The following is a 14,864-nucleotide window of genomic DNA, read 5'->3' as shown; positions in this document are numbered from 1 at the left end:
TGTCCAGGTTGTTCTGGACAGGCATTTATCATGAATTCATACTTGGTTTTTCAACATTTCCTACAGAAAGCGCCTTGTATTTCCATAAAATTTTGTTAACCATTTCGATTTTGTCTCTTGTACATTCAATAATCACAGTAACCTCACATTTATTTTTCCTTCGCTTGGAGTGTGCCATTAGTTTTTTTACTAAAAAGTAGCTGCCTATTCCGACAAAAAATCCACTAAATGCCCCGATAAGTCCCCAGAGGATCGGTCCCAAGGTTAGTACAAACCCAGCACTCGCTCCAATGACTGCTGCTCCAGTCCCAACAGAAATCCCAATTTCAAATGCATGGGGACTATGTTCTCCGTATATGTTAGCGTTCTCGTCTTTATCCATAAAAACCACAAGGATATTTTCCTTTTTTAAGATTTTCTCTAACTCAGCAAGTGCTTGCTCTAATTCAATTGATTGTTCAAATATACTTATAATCAACATTTTGAAGCACCTGCTTAGGGGAAAATTTGAAGTTTTGGGTTTTTGTATCGATTCTTCAGCTGCTGTCGCTGTTGTGTCCGGAACAAGTGGTTGTGTTCAACCGTGGTTCGATAGGCATGATAGACTGATCCACCCATAACGGATGGCATAAATAGCAGCCAATGGGGATGAAGAATGGAAATCGAGTGATAAAGGTTTCCATGTAATAACATTAGGAATGATTCATGCATTCTTGATAATGTGAGGTAAATCCACCACCAAAATATCGCATAAAATGCTAATCCGAATCGGTGATTATACATTTGCCCTAAGCCAGGAAAGAAAAACGAGTATACCGAGCCAATAATCGGACTTTTCTTTTCGAGATACTGTATTTCAGAAGTAGAATTTTTGAGAGAGGGCATCTGCTCATCCTCTAAAACTGATAAATGATGCAGTTTATTTTGATAGATGGCGGATCGAAAACAATCCCCAATCGCAACTAAATAGATGGCTAAGTAGCCGAAAGCCCATCTAGGCTCGATTACGGATTTAGCGAGTTCAAACTGACCGCAAAAGGAATAAACCATTGCTTCGTTTATATGTGCTAATGTATTAGATATCACTTCAGACAAGGTTAACAAAGTTGCTCTTATGTATTGGTTTAGTAAATAATGGCCGAAACCAGGAAAAACAGCCGACCACCACGCCACCATGTAGGGATTGTGCTGATTTAAATGGGTAATGCCGAACATACTGATTTTTGAAAGTGATCTGTGAAGTGGTTTATCCATAAAAAAACTACCTTTTTAGATTTTTTTTCTCCCCTAGTATGGATTTAATGGGGGTTTTCCATTCATTGTGTCTTTTAAGTATAACGACAAAGTCATACTAGTCATACTCTTAGAGACAACCTCATAAACTTGTACAAAAAGCAGTATAAAGGTTGGTGGGGTAATGCGGAATACACCGGATGAAATACGGCGACGGATCGCGAAGCGGAAAAAGGGAAAAGGTTCGTCAGGAAATGGTCCTGAGCGGCTAATTACTTGGCCTGGTGATGATGAAAAATATGGATTTGATCCAGTTTCGTCATTTGACAGAGGAGATGAAGAAGGAGGGCATCCTTTATTCAAAAAGGAAGTATTCATTTTCAAGATATTAGCCTCGGTACTATTATTCTTAGCGATTGCCATTATTTTTCGGGAAAATATTAAAGTATTATCACCAGTCAGAGATTTTGTTTCAAAAAATATGGAACAAGATTTCCAGTTTGCTATGGTGTCCAAATGGTACGAAGATAATTTTGGTAAACCGTTAGCCATTCTTCCATTTAACAATAACAAATCAAATGATGAGAAAAACGTTGTAGAAAAAGAACATGATATACCGGTCTTTTCCGGCAAGGTTCTTGAAAATTTTGAAAAAAATGGACAGGGTATCATGATAGAAACGGGTGTAGGAGCCTTAGTTGAAGCAATGAATGAAGGCTGGGTTGAATTCGCGGGGGTAAAGGAGGGGTTTGGAAAAACGGTGATTATTCAACACCCTGATCAAACCGAATCCTGGTATGCGAACCTTGACGAAATTAAAGTAAAACTATATGACTTAGTTGAATCGGAAACAGTCGTCGGTACTGCGTCTGAATCAACAGCTGATGACAAAACAAAAGGCAAATATTATTTTGCTATCAAAAAAGGCGATGATTTCATCGACCCCATCCAGGTGATTCGCTTTGAATAGAGTGATTAATTTAATCCAACATGTACACATTCATCCTTTGTTATGGATTATCATTGCGATCTCGATTGCTACAGCACATTTCCTCGAGCTCTGCCTGTTAATTTTGATCATTTTCATCCATGAAATGGGGCATGCTGCTGCGGCTTCTTTTTTTTCCTGGAGAATAAAAAAGATCAGCCTATTGCCATTTGGTGGAGTTGCAGAAATGGAGGAACATGGGAATCGTCCGCTAAAAGAAGAGGCGATTGTCGTCCTCGCAGGTCCTTTGCAGCATGTTTGGATGGTAGGGATCGCGTACTTACTAGCTTCCATGTCACTTATTTCTGATGAGCTGTTTCAATTATTCTTTCAGTACAATTTAATGATCCTAATCTTTAATCTCTTTCCAGTTTGGCCGCTGGATGGAGGGAAGTTGATTTTTATGTTCCTTTCATTAAAAAAGTCGTTCCCGACAGCACACAATCTAACCCTAATGATTTCCTTTGTATTTCTTGGAATATTTTCCCTGTTGACTCTTCTAATGGCTCCAACCAGCTTAAATGTTTGGATTATTATCGGTTTTTTAATCTTCTCGCTTTACCATGAATGGAAACAGCGCCGCTTTATTTTTATGAGATTTTTACTGGAACGCTATTATGGTAAAAAAAGCGACCTGCATATGTTAAAGCCGATTCAGGCAAATGAACAGGACCTGCTTATCCATGTTCTTGAAAAATTTCAACGCGGCTGTAAGCATCCGATTATTGTTGAGAGCAACGGCAGGGAAAAAGGGATGCTGGATGAAAATGAGCTGCTGCACGCTTATTTCTCCGAAAAACGTCTGACGGATAAAATCAGCGACCTTCTTTTTTCTTACTGAAACGGTATAATAAAGGTAAGGACAAAAAAAAGTGAGGAAGCATAGTTTGGAAAAATTAATTATCAATTTCAACGCAACGGAAAAGAGATTTGCCCTCGTAAGAAATAATCGAGTTGAAAAAATTATTTTTGACCGACCAGAGCAGCGATCTTTGGTCGGTAATATTTATTTTGGGACCGTAACCAAGGTCCTGCCAGGGATGAATGCTGCTTTCATTGATATCGGTGAAGAGAAGAATGCTTATTTGCATCGGGACGTACTGCCTTCCTATGTCCTATCAACAGAAATGGGGAAAGAAGATAAAAACGTTTCATCCTTTGTTCATCAAGGTGAGAAACTTTTTGTCCAAGTAGATAAAGATGCAACCGGTCCAAAAGGTCCGAGAGTAACGGGGATTATTGAAGTCGCCGGAGAAAATCTTATTTACATGCCTCATGGGCGTTATGTGGCTGTTTCGAAGAAAATTGCTGATAAAAATACCTCCCTTCGTACACTAGGAAATCGTCTTAAATATGAGGAAGAGGGTTTGATTTTTCGCACCTCCAGCATTTCGGCATCAGAAGCAGAAATACTAGAGGAATTAACAGGCTTACGTAAACAATACGCTGAATGGTCTGTAATGACATCCTCCCTTAAAAAACCGGGATTAATTTTTCAAAAAGATTCTTTTCTTGAAATGATCGTTGAGGCTGTATCCTATATGTCGGATGGCGAAGTAATTGTCGACGATCTGTCAGTAAAGCAGCTCCTTGCGAGAAGTAAAGTTACGGTCACCTACTATAGTGGTAAAGAGAATATTTTCGCGGTTAACCGGATTGAGCATGAAATTGACAAGGCATTAAAGCGAATTGTTTGGTTAGATAAAGGTGCTTATCTTATCTTTGACGAAACTGAGGCATTAACGATTATCGATGTTAATACTGGAAAATTTTCTGGAAAAATCGATTACCAGGAAACCGTGTTAAAAACCAATCAGCTCGCAGCAAAGGAAATTGTCCGCCAGCTGCGCCTTCGTGACATCGGCGGGATTGTCCTGATTGACTTTATTGATATGAAAAACGAAAAGGACAAGCAAGCCATTCTGAAAACGATTGAAACCGAATTAAGTAAGGATGCCAAAAGGACAAAAATGATTGGCTTTACCCCGCTTGGAATCCTTCAGCTGACAAGGAAAAAAACAAAGGTCACCATTTCAGAGGCCCTGCAGGTGAAATGTCCAGTTTGCGATGGTACGGGACGAATTTTAAGTGCGGAAACCGTGGCATTCAGACTCGAACGTGAATTGTTAGAACACCGCTATGCTGAATTTGAGGCTGTACTAATCGAAACGACAAAAGATGTAAAAATGGCCTTGCTGGGTCATATGGAGCTTTTAGAAGAATTCCTTCCTTTTAAAGTATATTTTTTAACAGTAACCGCTTCTCAACATCACTATGTTTTAAAGCAGTTTGGAACAACAGAGGAGATATCCCAAAAAGCTGTCGATTTATATTGACACTTTCGCCTAATACGTGATAATATTTTACTGTTATGTTTGTAGCACCCGTGCTACAACCGCACATTGCAGGTACTAAGATTTTGCTAATTTAGCAAAGCGCCTGTCATTGGCGAGTCTGAGTTTATAAGGAGGTGCAGTTCATGTACGCAATTATCGAAACAGGTGGTAAGCAAATTAAAGTAGAAGCTGGTCAAGCTATTTACATTGAAAAGCTTAACGCTGAAGCAGGCGAAACAGTTACATTTGATAAGGTTCTTTTCGTTGGCGGTGAAAATGTAAAAGTAGGAAGCCCATTAGTTGAAGGTGCTACTGTTACAGCTAAAGTTGAAAAACAAGGCCGTGCCAAGAAAATCATCGTTTTCAAGTACAAAGCGAAGAAAAACAACCGTAAAAAGCAAGGTCATCGTCAACCATACACTAAAGTTGTGATCGAAGCGATCAACGCGTAAGGTGTTGGAATATAGATGATTTCCATTACGATTAATCGTACGGAGTCCGGAACAATTCATTCGTTTACAATAAGTGGCCATGCATTTTTTGCAAATAGGGGCAATGATATTGTCTGTGCAGGCGTTTCAGCTGTCTCTATCGGTGCAATTAACGCAATTCACGAAATTACGGGTGTCACTCCCAAGACCGAGATTGATTATGAAGAAGGCTTGCTCTGCTGTGTCATTCCGGAAAACCTTCCGGCGCCAGAACAAGATAAAATTCAGGTTCTTCTTGAGGGAATGTACTTCTCGTTAAAAACGATTGAAGAAGAATACGGAAAGCACATAAAAATTACCTTCAAAAAGCAGGAGGTGGAATAAATGTTATTAAAATTAGATCTTCAGTTGTTCGCATCTAAAAAGGGAGTAGGTTCTACAAAGAACGGACGTGACTCTATCGCAAAGCGCCTTGGTGCTAAGCGTGCAGATGGTCAATTCGTAACTGGTGGTTCAATCCTTTACCGTCAACGCGGTACAAAGATTTACCCAGGTGAAAACGTAGGCCGTGGCGGAGACGATACTCTATTTGCGAAAATCGACGGCGTTGTTAAATTCGAACGTTTAGGTCGTGACCGTAAAAAAGTGAGCGTTTATCCAGTAGCTCAAGAAGCGTAAGCTTTTGACCTGAAAACTCTAACCTGTTTGGTTAGAGTTTTCTTTTTGAAAAGGAAGTAAAAATTTTCCATTTCATTAATACTCCAGAGGGAACTTCTTAAAAAAAGCCTCTTTTTTTACCCCAATTGGCATTCATTCATTTAAAAATGCTTACTCACGTGAACTTTTTTGATATACTATCAGCAAACAGTTAAGCTAGGAGTGCGTCTATGGAGAAGGATTGGGATATTGTCGAAGTGCTTAGGCACTCACGACATGATTGGCTTAATAGGCTGCAGTTAATAAAAGGAAACTTAGATTTAAATAGGATTGACCGGGCAAAAGCATACATAAATGAAATTGTTATTGAAGCACAGCATGAGACGAAGCTTTGCAATTTATCGATGCCATTATTTGCTTCATTGCTTTTAAAAACGAACTGGGAAAGTAATTCTTTCTTGCTTGAATATGAGGTTCTTAGCGACTCAGAATCTGTAAAAATTAATGATACAGTAATAGCAAATTGGACATCATCCTTTTTTTTCTGCTTGAATCAAGCCATTGAGCCGTTCCAGGAGAACCATTTATCAATAACAATAGAGCCGCAGGCAGACGGTGTTCGTTTCTTTTTTGATTTTAGCGGAATAATAAATAACAATAAACGGATTGAACAATTCCTTTCAGCATCAGAAATCAAAGTGGATGTGAAGGAATTCATAGAAAACGAACTCGCATTAGAAGTTTTTCTCCCTAAGCAATAAAAGGCCGGGGAAGCGGGTTTCGTCGTAGGAGGAATCACAATGTTTGTCGATCAAACGAAGATTTATGTAAAAGGCGGAGATGGCGGTAATGGAATGGTTGCATTCCGCCGTGAAAAATATGTACCGAAAGGCGGTCCTGCTGGTGGGGACGGCGGTAAAGGTGCAGATGTAGTTTTTGAAGTGAATGAAGGGCTGCGGACATTAATGGATTTCCGTTACCAGCGTCATTTCAAAGCTCCACGCGGTGAGCATGGCATGTCTAAAAACCAGCATGGGAAAAACTCAAAGGATATGATTGTTAAGGTGCCACCGGGAACGGTTGTGATTGATGACGAAACAAAGGAAGTCATTGCCGACCTTGTTGAGCACGGACAAAGAGCGGTTATTGCCAAAGGCGGACGCGGCGGCCGAGGAAATTCTCGATTTGCCACACCAGCCAATCCTGCTCCAGAGCTTGCAGAGAATGGTGAGCCAGGTCAAGAGCGCGATGTAATCTTAGAATTAAAATTACTTGCTGATGTTGGACTTGTTGGTTTTCCAAGCGTAGGTAAATCCACGCTGTTGTCGGTTGTTTCTTCAGCCAAGCCAAAAATTGCTGAATATCACTTTACCACGATTGTACCGAATTTAGGGATGGTTGAAACCGAGGATAACAGAAGCTTTGTTATGGCTGACCTTCCTGGATTGATTGAAGGCGCCTCTGAAGGTGTCGGCTTAGGGCATCAATTTTTAAGGCATATTGAACGGACACGAGTCATTGTTCATGTCATTGATATGGCAGCGATGGAGGGCAGGGATCCCTATGAGGATTACCTGACCATCAATAAAGAACTGGAAGAGTATAATCTTCGCTTGACAGAGCGCCCACAAATTATTGTTGCCAATAAAATGGACATGCCAGATGCCGCTGAAAATTTAGAAAAGTTTAAGGAACAGCTGAAAGAGGATTATCCAATTTTCCCGATATCTGCTGTGACTCGCAAAGGTTTACGTGAGCTATTATTTGCGATTGCTGATAAAATAGAGGAAACACCAGAATTCCCGCTTGACCATGAAGAAGAAGATACTGGCGTACATCGGGTTCTTTACAAGCATGAAGCAGACCCAGATGCATTCTATATCACGAGGGAATCAGACGGAACATTTGTTTTATCAGGGGAAAAGCTTGAAAAGTTATTTAAAATGACCAATTTCCAAACGGAAGAATCGATCCGCCGTTTTGCAAGACAGCTGCGTGGTCTTGGGGTTGATGAGGCTTTAAGACAAAAAGGAGCAAAAGACGGGGATATTGTGAAGCTGTTTGAATTTGAATTTGAATTTGTTGATTAGTATTTTTCAGGGGTAGAGAGATGAAAAATGAAAAGTTTGATAAGAAATTTTACTTAGTACGTGAAGATGTTTTGCCTGAGGCGATGAAGAAGACCCTTGATGTCAAGGAGATGCTTGAGCGAGGAAAGGCTGAATCGATTTGGGATGCGGTTCAAGCGGTTGATTTAAGTAGAAGTGCTTATTACAAGTATCGAGATACGGTATTTCCTTTCTCGACTGTAGTAAAAGAACGGATCATATCACTCTTTTTTCATCTCGAGGACCGTTCAGGCACACTTTCTAAGCTGCTTAGTGTTGTCGCATCTGCTGGCTGCAATGTTTTAACTATCCACCAGACGATTCCCTTGCAGGGAAGAGCGAACGTAACACTTTCACTGAACACCACAGAGATCTCCATTGACTTGGACGAACTGCTGACAGAATTGCAGAAGCTTGAATTTGTAGAAAAAGTAGAAGTGCTTGGAACAGGCGCATAGTTACTAACTTTGCGCCTTTCTGCTATAAAGAGAGATCTTTGTTAGGGAGTGTGAGCAAACATGAAAGTTGGGTTTTTAGGACCAAAAGCAACATTCACTGAACTGGCGGTGAAGAAGGTTTTTCCTGGATTTGAACTTGAGCCGTATCGAACGATTCCTGAAAGCATGGACGCTGTTGTCGCTGAAAAAGTTGACCTAGCGGTAGTTCCAGTTGAAAATGCCCTTGAAGGTTCCGTTAATATTACTTTAGATTATTTAACGCATGTTGTTCAGCTGCCGATTGTTGGGGAAATCACGATTCCTATTAAGCAGCATTTGATGGTTCATCCTGCAAATGCAGAGAATTGGCGGGGAGTAACGAAGATATTCAGTCATTCTCATGCGATCGCCCAATGCCATAAGTTTTTACATAATCAATTTAAGGATATCCCCTTTGAAAGTGTCAACTCGACGGCAGCCGCAGCAAAAATGGTCATGGACCAGCCGGAACTAAACGCAGCGGCGATTGCCAATGAACTGGCTGCAAAGGAATATGGCCTGGCGATTGTTCAGCGGAATATTCATGATTTTGATTACAACCACACGAGGTTCGTAGTCCTTTCTGAACGAGCGCTCGATTTTGAGGCGATTAGCGGGTCTTCGCACTACAAAACAACCTTGATGGTCACCCTGCCAACGGATAAGGCGGGAACCCTTCACATGGTTTTGTCAGCCTTTGCTTGGCGAAAAATTAACTTGTCGAAAATTGAATCAAGACCAATGAAAACAGGAATCGGCAATTATTTTTTCATTATCGATTTAGAAATGAAGCTTGATGAAGTACTAATCCCTGGCGCCATGGCAGAACTCGAAGCCTTGGGCTGCGGGGTCACATTATTAGGCAGCTACCCATCGATTATGGTCGATTTAAACTAAAAGTACCTTTTTTGTGGGTGCTTTTTTTTGTTTGGTAGCTGTTTTGCAATTTTGAAAGGTACTTTAACAAAAAAGTGGTTTGCTTTTACAAATTCCAAGTGAACTTTTACAATTCCGTGGACACCTTTTACAATACCGTGGACACCTTTTACAATTCCGTGATCACCTTTTACAATTCCGTGATCACCTTTTACAATACCGTGGACACCTTTTACAATTCCGTGGACACCTTTTACAATTCCGTGATCACCTTTTACAATTCCGTGATCACCTTTTACAATTCCGTGGACACCTTTTATAATTCCATGAACCACTTTTACAAAATCTTAATCAGCTTTTACAAAGTCCACAAATGCGTCACATGTAGTCCAATCAAACCACATAAAAAAACCCGGTCCACCTAACCGAGTCCTCTCATTCAATTAAAAATCCTTCAGCCTTGAGAGCGGCTTCTGCTTTATCTAGTACTTGGGTGCTGGATGCGGAGATGGTGTGAATATGGATTCCACCTGTTAACTCTGACAACAACGAGGCCTTTGTCTCCTTAATATTTTCTAAGAACTGCTTAACCTCTTGGCGATTGGAAACCATGATGGAAGCCGTTAAATCACCATAAACCGCATGCTCGATTTTTACATCCTTCACTAAAACCCCATGATCAACGAGCAAATTAAGCTCTTTTTCTGTGTCATCAGGTTTATGTCTGCAGGCGATGGTCCGTTCGAAAGAAGTATTGGCATTACTTTGATTTAAGTATAAATAGCCTTGACTCGTTGCGATGATCGGTTCATTTTTTGCTTTCAATAGCGTAATATCCCCAACGATTACTTGCCTGCTAACATTCGTCTGCGCAGCCAGCTCGCTCCCAGTCAGTGGTGTAAGGCTGTCCTTCAGCTTTTGTAAAATCAAAGCTCTCCTTTCCTCGCCTAATATTTTTTTTTGCTCAGCCATAGATTGCCTGCCTCCTCAAATTTCTATTAATCCATTTTATCATAATATCCCCTGATTAAACTCGTTCACGATTATATTAATCGTTTGCCCAAGCTGAACCACATCCTCCGTAGTCGTCGATTGGCCAAAGGAAATGCGGATAAATTCTTTCGCTGCTTTTCCCTCCAATCCTAATGCCTGCATCACCTTTGCAGGAGATTGCATACCGATATGACAGGCGCTACCGGTGGAAATAGCAAAACCTAGGCGGTTGCATTCCAGCATCATCCATTGACCCTCGATTCCCTTAACCCTAAGACCAATAATGGAAGGGAGCTGTGAGCCAAATTCTCCTTGATAAATTTGAACCAAATGCTTAATCGGTTCAAGCGACTCCATAAACACTTTGCGTAACGACCAAAACCTTTCATGATTTTCAGCAAGTCGATCTGTCAATTTTTGTGCAGCCATCGTCATAGCGGCAATCGCTGGAACATTCAATGTCCCTGGCCTGAAGCCATTTTCATGTGAACCTCCTGGAAAAAATGGTCTCCAAGTAATGTTTGGATTCATATAGACGCCCCCGACCCCTTTTGGACCATAAATTTTATGGCCAGAAAAGGAAAAGCTGCTTACAAGGGGAGCAAGATGTTTCAAATCGATTTTTCCAAAGGATTGGACAAAATCACTATGGAAATGAATATGATTCGCTTGGCATATACCTGCAATCTGCTCTAGTGGTTGGATAGTACCAATTTCCGAATTTACATGTTGGATGGTGATTAACACGGTTTCAGGAGTAATCGAAGCCGTTAACAAATCAAGATCGATTATTCCCGATGGATCTAAAGGTAAATAGGTAATCGTGTAATCAGTCAATCGATTGAGAACCCCATGGATGGATGAATGTTCAGCGATACCAGCAATAATATGATTGCCTTGACGTTTAGGCGCAGATAAGAGTGCTTCAATCGCCAAAAAATTTCCTTCTGACCCGCCGCTTGTTAAGAACAAACCTTTTTTATCCACGTTTAACAGGTTTGCCAGTTCTTCCCGGCAATTTTCAAGTAACCCGGCAGCTTGGCCGCCGATATCATGCAGGCTGCTGGAGTTTCCAAAGAATTCAGTTGCTGCTTGAATATATACTTCAGCCGCTTCAGAATCTAGCGGTGTTGTCGCTGCATAATCAAAATAGATCATTAGGATTCTCCAATCTATTATTTTTAAAAACTACTTGTAAATAGTTTAATTCTATGTAAATATAGATGTCAAGACACCTGTTTACTCAGGAGGTTATAGGAATGCCAAATAATGATGTTGTAATAATTGGAAGTGGGATAGCAGCGTTACAGTTAGCTACCCTGTTAAATAAGGATTTAAATGTGAGGATAATCACAAAGGACAAAATCAGAACTGCTAATTCCTACCTAGCGCAGGGGGGGATAGCTGCTGCCATTGGTGCACATGACCATCCAGCAAAACATATTGCTGACACGCTTGTTGCAGGAAGTTTTCATAATAACCAAGAAGCGGTGGAACAAATGGTTGGAGCGGCACCTGAACTGATTAAGCGTATTTCTGAACAAAGTGCTGTTTTTGACCAAGATGCGAATGGTCAGTTGCAACTTGGTATGGAAGGTGCACATAGTGAAAAACGGATTGTGCATGGCGGCGGTGATGCTACCGGTAAAAATGTTATCGAATTTTTGATAGGTAATCTGGGTGAAAATGTCACCATTGAAGAGCATGTTTATGCCTTTGAATTAATGCTAAATGCTGAGAACCAATGTATCGGGGTGAAAGCAAAAGCAGAGGATGGAACGACACGCCACTACTTTGGCAGGCAGACTATCATTTCTACCGGTGGCTGCGGTCAGCTTTTCACCTATACAACGAATGCCCAAACCGTCAGCGGTGATGGCATCGCGATGGCCTATTTGGCTGGTGCTGAGATTGTTGATATGGAATTTATTCAGTTTCATCCAACGCTTTTATACCTTAATGGTGATACAAAGGGGTTAATCTCTGAAGCGGTACGTGGTGAAGGTGCGATTCTCGTTACTGCTGATGGCACACCGATTATGGAAGGTATCCATCCGCTGAAAGACCTTGGACCAAGACATATTGTTTCGCAAAGAATCTATGAATATTTGAAAAAAGGTAAGAATGTATATTTGGATATAAGTAAAATACAAAATTTTGAACAGCGATTTCCGACGATCACTACCATTTGTAAGGAAAATGGAGTTCTATTATCCGAAGGGAAAATCCCAGTAGCGCCAGGCAGTCATTTCTTGATGGGTGGGATTAAAACCGATTTAATTGGACGGACTTCGATTGAGGGATTATTTGCAATTGGCGAAGCTGCCTGTACAGGACTGCATGGTGCGAACCGATTGGCGAGCAATTCTTTATTGGAAGGATTATATCAAGGTAATGAGCTGGCAAATTGGATAAATAAATCAAGGAAAAGTCCACTTAATATCGAGCCGGTACATCGAACTAACCATCTACAGAAAGTGATTTTACCGGATAGACATAAAATACAGGATTCTATGATGGAGCGGGTTGGAATTGTTCGAAATGAAGTCAATCTTAAAAAGCAAAAAGCATGGTTAAGCCAGTATAAATCCGTTGAAATGACGGAATTAGAAGCATATTCATGGGAAGATCTGACGAAGATTTTTATGCTGATTACCGCGAATTTGATTACAGAGGCTGCTTTGAAACGAACCGAAAGCCGCGGGGGGCACTTTAGAAGTGATTATCCGCATGAAGTCGATGATCATTGGTTAAAAGTATCTATCATTCATAAAATCAATCGGGGAATGGAGAAGGATCATGAACAAAATAAAGCTGCGCTCGCTACTTGAGCAATTTTTTATAGAAGATATAGGGGAACAGGATATCACAACCGATTTAATTTTTTCTGATCATACAAATGGAGAAATTGTGTTTCTCTCAAAGGATAACGGGATCTTTTGTGGTGAGGAAATCATTAAAACTGGATTTCAGATATTAAATGAAGAAATTTCAACGCAGGTGTATGTGAAAGACGGTCAATCGATTGGAATTGGTCAAAAACTTGCAACTGCTTCAGGAAAAATTTCTGATTTATTAAAAGGGGAAAGGGTCATTCTTAATCTTATTCAGCGTATGAGTGGAATTGCAACGCAAGCGAAGAAGGCTGTCGAGACGCTTAACAGCAGTCATACGAAAATTTGTGATACCCGGAAAACAACACCAGGACTGCGAATGCTTGAAAAATATTCTGTCCGATGTGGAGGTGCTTTCAATCACCGCTTTGGATTATATGATGGTGTGATGATTAAAGATAATCATATTTCCTTCGCAGGATCTATCAGTAATGCGGTGGAAGCCGTTCGAAGAAATGCCGGGCACATGGTGAAAATAGAAGTGGAAACGGAGACAAAGGAACAGGTAATCGAAGCAGTAAAAGCTGGTGCTGATGTCATTATGTTCGATAATCGTACTCCAGAAGAAATCAAGGAGCTTATTACGTTAGTACCGGAAGGAATTATTACGGAAGCTTCTGGGGGTATTCAATTGAGTAATCTTGCTGACTACCGTGATACAGGAGTTGATTATATTTCCCTTGGCTTCTTAACGCATTCCTATAAAGCGCTTGATATCAGTGTCAAAGTTTTATGGTCTAAAGAGGAGGAATAATAATGAGCATTTTAGCTGCGATGCAAAAAACGAAGATGATTCCTGAAAAATATAAGCAAATGTCGAGGGAAGAGCTAGAGGCCAGAGTAATTGAAGTGAAAAAAGAATTGGGTTCACGCTTATATATCCCTGGTCATCATTATCAAAAGGATGAAGTGGTCCAATTTGCTGATGCCACCGGAGATTCTTTAAAACTTGCACAATTATCAGCGGAAAATAAGGAAGCCGAATTCATTGTTTTTTGTGGTGTCCATTTTATGGCTGAGACTGCTGATATCCTAACAAGTGAAAATCAAAAAGTTATTTTGCCGGATATGCGGGCTGGCTGTTCGATGGCTGATATGGCCGATATTCAGCAGACGGAAAAAGCGTGGGATATGCTTCAGGAGGTTTTTGGAGAGACTATTCTCCCCCTAACCTATGTTAATTCTACTGCAGCTATTAAAGCTTTTGTCGGTGCAAATGGCGGGGCAACAGTCACTTCTTCAAATGCACATACAATGGTTAAGTGGGCCTTTGAGCAAAAAGAGCGTATTCTTTTCTTGCCAGATCAGCACTTAGGTCGCAATACTGCCGTTGATTTAGGCATTGGGTTAGAGGAAATGGCCATTTGGAATCCAATCACTCATACACTTGAATATGAGGGAGACGTATCTCAAATAAAAGTAATACTTTGGAAAGGCCATTGTTCGGTCCATGAAAATTTCACTGTACAAAATATTGCAGACATCCGCAAACAGTATCCGAACATGAAAATCATTGTTCATCCCGAATGCCGCAGGGAGGTCGTGGAAATATCTGATTTGGCTGGCTCTACAAGTTATATCATCAATGCAATAGAAAAGGCAGAGCCGGGTTCTGAATGGGCAATTGGAACTGAGATGAATCTCGTTAATCGTCTAATAAATGATCATCGGGATAAAAAGATTCTTTCTCTGAATCCACATATGTGTCCATGTTTGACGATGAATAGAATTGACCTGCCACATCTAGTTTGGAGTCTAGATACATTAGAAGAAACGACAAATGTGATTAAAGTGAATCCTGAGATTGCGGAAAATGCAAAATTAGCGTTGGATCGAATGCTTTTACATTCATAAAAAATAGAGAAGGGTGCA

At 40.6% G+C, this 14,864-nt stretch carries 18 protein-coding genes and 1 other annotated feature; of the genes, 13 read left to right on the top strand and 5 right to left on the bottom strand.

Annotation, left to right across the window (positions count from 1 at the left end; all coding sequences use genetic code 11):
- Positions 1 to 28: 28 nt before the first annotated feature.
- Both ACWM35_RS06740 and ACWM35_RS06735 read right to left on the bottom strand, forming a co-directional pair.
- Complete coding sequence (locus ACWM35_RS06740) at positions 29 to 481, bottom strand: hypothetical protein (protein ID WP_454816687.1); 453 nt, start codon at positions 479 to 481, stop codon at positions 29 to 31.
- A gap of 14 nt (positions 482 to 495) precedes the next feature.
- The gene (locus ACWM35_RS06735) at positions 496 to 1,254 is read right to left on the bottom strand and encodes a hypothetical protein (protein WP_454816685.1); all 759 of its coding nucleotides are present in this window, start codon (positions 1,252 to 1,254) and stop codon (positions 496 to 498) included.
- Between the two features lie 163 nt (positions 1,255 to 1,417).
- Between ACWM35_RS06735 and ACWM35_RS06730 the strand changes: the two genes are divergently transcribed.
- The 10 genes from ACWM35_RS06730 to pheA all read left to right on the top strand — a co-directional run bounded on the left by ACWM35_RS06730 (position 1,418) and on the right by pheA (position 9,126).
- Entirely contained in the window at positions 1,418 to 2,203 is a 786-nt protein-coding gene (locus ACWM35_RS06730) for a peptidoglycan DD-metalloendopeptidase family protein (RefSeq protein WP_454816684.1), read from the top strand.
- A complete protein-coding gene (locus tag ACWM35_RS06725) occupies positions 2,196 to 3,062 on the top strand; it encodes a M50 family metallopeptidase (RefSeq protein ID WP_454816682.1) in 867 nt (288 codons plus the stop codon). Before ACWM35_RS06730 ends, ACWM35_RS06725 begins: the two co-directional genes overlap by 8 nt.
- Before the next feature lie 46 nt (positions 3,063 to 3,108).
- Positions 3,109 to 4,557 carry an Rne/Rng family ribonuclease gene (locus ACWM35_RS06720; protein WP_454816680.1) on the top strand — a complete coding sequence of 483 codons (1,449 nt, stop codon included), beginning with the start codon at positions 3,109 to 3,111 and terminating at the stop codon, positions 4,555 to 4,557.
- A 47-nt stretch (positions 4,558 to 4,604) separates the two neighbouring features.
- Positions 4,605 to 4,687 (top strand) — a sequence feature (ribosomal protein L21 leader region).
- A 13-nt stretch (positions 4,688 to 4,700) separates the two neighbouring features.
- Positions 4,701 to 5,009, top strand: a complete 309-nt coding sequence (gene rplU, locus ACWM35_RS06715; protein ID WP_454816678.1) for a 50S ribosomal protein L21 — start codon at positions 4,701 to 4,703, stop codon at positions 5,007 to 5,009.
- A 15-nt stretch (positions 5,010 to 5,024) separates the two neighbouring features.
- Positions 5,025 to 5,372, top strand: coding sequence for a ribosomal-processing cysteine protease Prp (locus tag ACWM35_RS06710; RefSeq protein WP_454816676.1), 348 nt, complete (start codon positions 5,025 to 5,027; stop codon positions 5,370 to 5,372).
- The gene (gene rpmA, locus ACWM35_RS06705) at positions 5,373 to 5,666 is read left to right on the top strand and encodes a 50S ribosomal protein L27 (RefSeq protein ID WP_026572313.1); all 294 of its coding nucleotides are present in this window, start codon (positions 5,373 to 5,375) and stop codon (positions 5,664 to 5,666) included.
- Between the two features lie 209 nt (positions 5,667 to 5,875).
- Positions 5,876 to 6,406 (top strand): Spo0B C-terminal domain-containing protein, encoded by a 531-nt coding sequence (locus tag ACWM35_RS06700; protein ID WP_454816674.1) that lies wholly within the window; start codon positions 5,876 to 5,878, stop codon positions 6,404 to 6,406.
- Positions 6,407 to 6,445: 39 nt separating this feature from the next.
- Positions 6,446 to 7,735 carry a GTPase ObgE gene (obgE, locus tag ACWM35_RS06695; protein ID WP_454816672.1) on the top strand — a complete coding sequence of 430 codons (1,290 nt, stop codon included), beginning with the start codon at positions 6,446 to 6,448 and terminating at the stop codon, positions 7,733 to 7,735.
- A gap of 20 nt (positions 7,736 to 7,755) precedes the next feature.
- The gene (locus ACWM35_RS06690; protein ID WP_454816670.1) at positions 7,756 to 8,211 is read left to right on the top strand and encodes an ACT domain-containing protein; all 456 of its coding nucleotides are present in this window, start codon (positions 7,756 to 7,758) and stop codon (positions 8,209 to 8,211) included.
- Positions 8,212 to 8,271: 60 nt separating this feature from the next.
- Positions 8,272 to 9,126: a prephenate dehydratase gene (gene pheA / locus ACWM35_RS06685; RefSeq protein ID WP_454816668.1), complete on the top strand. Its 855-nt coding sequence runs from the start codon at positions 8,272 to 8,274 to the stop codon at positions 9,124 to 9,126.
- Here pheA and ACWM35_RS06680 read toward each other — a convergent pair.
- The 3 genes from ACWM35_RS06680 to ACWM35_RS06670 form a co-directional block, all read right to left on the bottom strand.
- The gene (locus tag ACWM35_RS06680; RefSeq protein ID WP_454816666.1) at positions 9,123 to 9,440 is read right to left on the bottom strand and encodes a hypothetical protein; all 318 of its coding nucleotides are present in this window, start codon (positions 9,438 to 9,440) and stop codon (positions 9,123 to 9,125) included. The genes pheA and ACWM35_RS06680 overlap by 4 nt on opposite strands.
- Positions 9,441 to 9,540: 100 nt before the next feature.
- Positions 9,541 to 10,077, bottom strand: a complete 537-nt coding sequence (locus ACWM35_RS06675; protein WP_454816664.1) for a 3H domain-containing protein — start codon at positions 10,075 to 10,077, stop codon at positions 9,541 to 9,543.
- A 39-nt stretch (positions 10,078 to 10,116) separates the two neighbouring features.
- Positions 10,117 to 11,256: an IscS subfamily cysteine desulfurase gene (locus tag ACWM35_RS06670; RefSeq protein WP_454816662.1), complete on the bottom strand. Its 1,140-nt coding sequence runs from the start codon at positions 11,254 to 11,256 to the stop codon at positions 10,117 to 10,119.
- Positions 11,257 to 11,357: 101 nt separating this feature from the next.
- Here ACWM35_RS06670 and nadB point away from each other — a divergent pair, with 101 nt between their 5' ends.
- The 3 genes from nadB to nadA are packed head-to-tail and all read left to right on the top strand — an operon-like array spanning position 11,358 to position 14,846.
- A complete protein-coding gene (gene nadB / locus ACWM35_RS06665; RefSeq protein ID WP_454816661.1) occupies positions 11,358 to 12,929 on the top strand; it encodes an L-aspartate oxidase in 1,572 nt (523 codons plus the stop codon).
- Complete coding sequence (nadC, locus tag ACWM35_RS06660) at positions 12,898 to 13,746, top strand: carboxylating nicotinate-nucleotide diphosphorylase (protein ID WP_454816659.1); 849 nt, start codon at positions 12,898 to 12,900, stop codon at positions 13,744 to 13,746. The genes nadB and nadC overlap by 32 nt, the downstream gene beginning before the upstream one ends.
- Positions 13,747 to 13,748: 2 nt before the next feature.
- Positions 13,749 to 14,846: a quinolinate synthase NadA gene (nadA, locus tag ACWM35_RS06655; protein WP_454816657.1), complete on the top strand. Its 1,098-nt coding sequence runs from the start codon at positions 13,749 to 13,751 to the stop codon at positions 14,844 to 14,846.
- Positions 14,847 to 14,864: the final 18 nt, after the last annotated feature.

Source organism: Neobacillus sp. K501 (assembly GCF_053749995.1).
The sequence above is the reverse complement of the archived record's forward strand: the minus strand, read 5'-3'. Positions and strand labels throughout refer to the sequence as shown.

What these genes read in the sequence shown, in the direction of transcription:
- ACWM35_RS06740 (WP_454816687.1), bottom strand. Translation starts at nt 481, where the DNA reads ATGTTGATTATAAGTATATTTGAACAATCAATTGAATTAGAGCAAGCA.
- ACWM35_RS06735 (WP_454816685.1), bottom strand. Translation starts at nt 1,254, where the DNA reads ATGGATAAACCACTTCACAGATCACTTTCAAAAATCAGTATGTTCGGC.
- ACWM35_RS06730 (WP_454816684.1), top strand. Translation starts at nt 1,418, where the DNA reads ATGCGGAATACACCGGATGAAATACGGCGACGGATCGCGAAGCGGAAA.
- rplU (WP_454816678.1), top strand. Translation starts at nt 4,701, where the DNA reads ATGTACGCAATTATCGAAACAGGTGGTAAGCAAATTAAAGTAGAAGCT.
- ACWM35_RS06710 (WP_454816676.1), top strand. Translation starts at nt 5,025, where the DNA reads ATGATTTCCATTACGATTAATCGTACGGAGTCCGGAACAATTCATTCG.
- rpmA (WP_026572313.1), top strand. Translation starts at nt 5,373, where the DNA reads ATGTTATTAAAATTAGATCTTCAGTTGTTCGCATCTAAAAAGGGAGTA.
- ACWM35_RS06700 (WP_454816674.1), top strand. Translation starts at nt 5,876, where the DNA reads ATGGAGAAGGATTGGGATATTGTCGAAGTGCTTAGGCACTCACGACAT.
- obgE (WP_454816672.1), top strand. Translation starts at nt 6,446, where the DNA reads ATGTTTGTCGATCAAACGAAGATTTATGTAAAAGGCGGAGATGGCGGT.
- ACWM35_RS06690 (WP_454816670.1), top strand. Translation starts at nt 7,756, where the DNA reads ATGAAAAATGAAAAGTTTGATAAGAAATTTTACTTAGTACGTGAAGAT.
- pheA (WP_454816668.1), top strand. Translation starts at nt 8,272, where the DNA reads ATGAAAGTTGGGTTTTTAGGACCAAAAGCAACATTCACTGAACTGGCG.
- ACWM35_RS06675 (WP_454816664.1), bottom strand. Translation starts at nt 10,077, where the DNA reads ATGGCTGAGCAAAAAAAAATATTAGGCGAGGAAAGGAGAGCTTTGATT.
- ACWM35_RS06670 (WP_454816662.1), bottom strand. Translation starts at nt 11,256, where the DNA reads ATGATCTATTTTGATTATGCAGCGACAACACCGCTAGATTCTGAAGCG.
- nadB (WP_454816661.1), top strand. Translation starts at nt 11,358, where the DNA reads ATGCCAAATAATGATGTTGTAATAATTGGAAGTGGGATAGCAGCGTTA.
- nadC (WP_454816659.1), top strand. Translation starts at nt 12,898, where the DNA reads ATGAACAAAATAAAGCTGCGCTCGCTACTTGAGCAATTTTTTATAGAA.
- nadA (WP_454816657.1), top strand. Translation starts at nt 13,749, where the DNA reads ATGAGCATTTTAGCTGCGATGCAAAAAACGAAGATGATTCCTGAAAAA.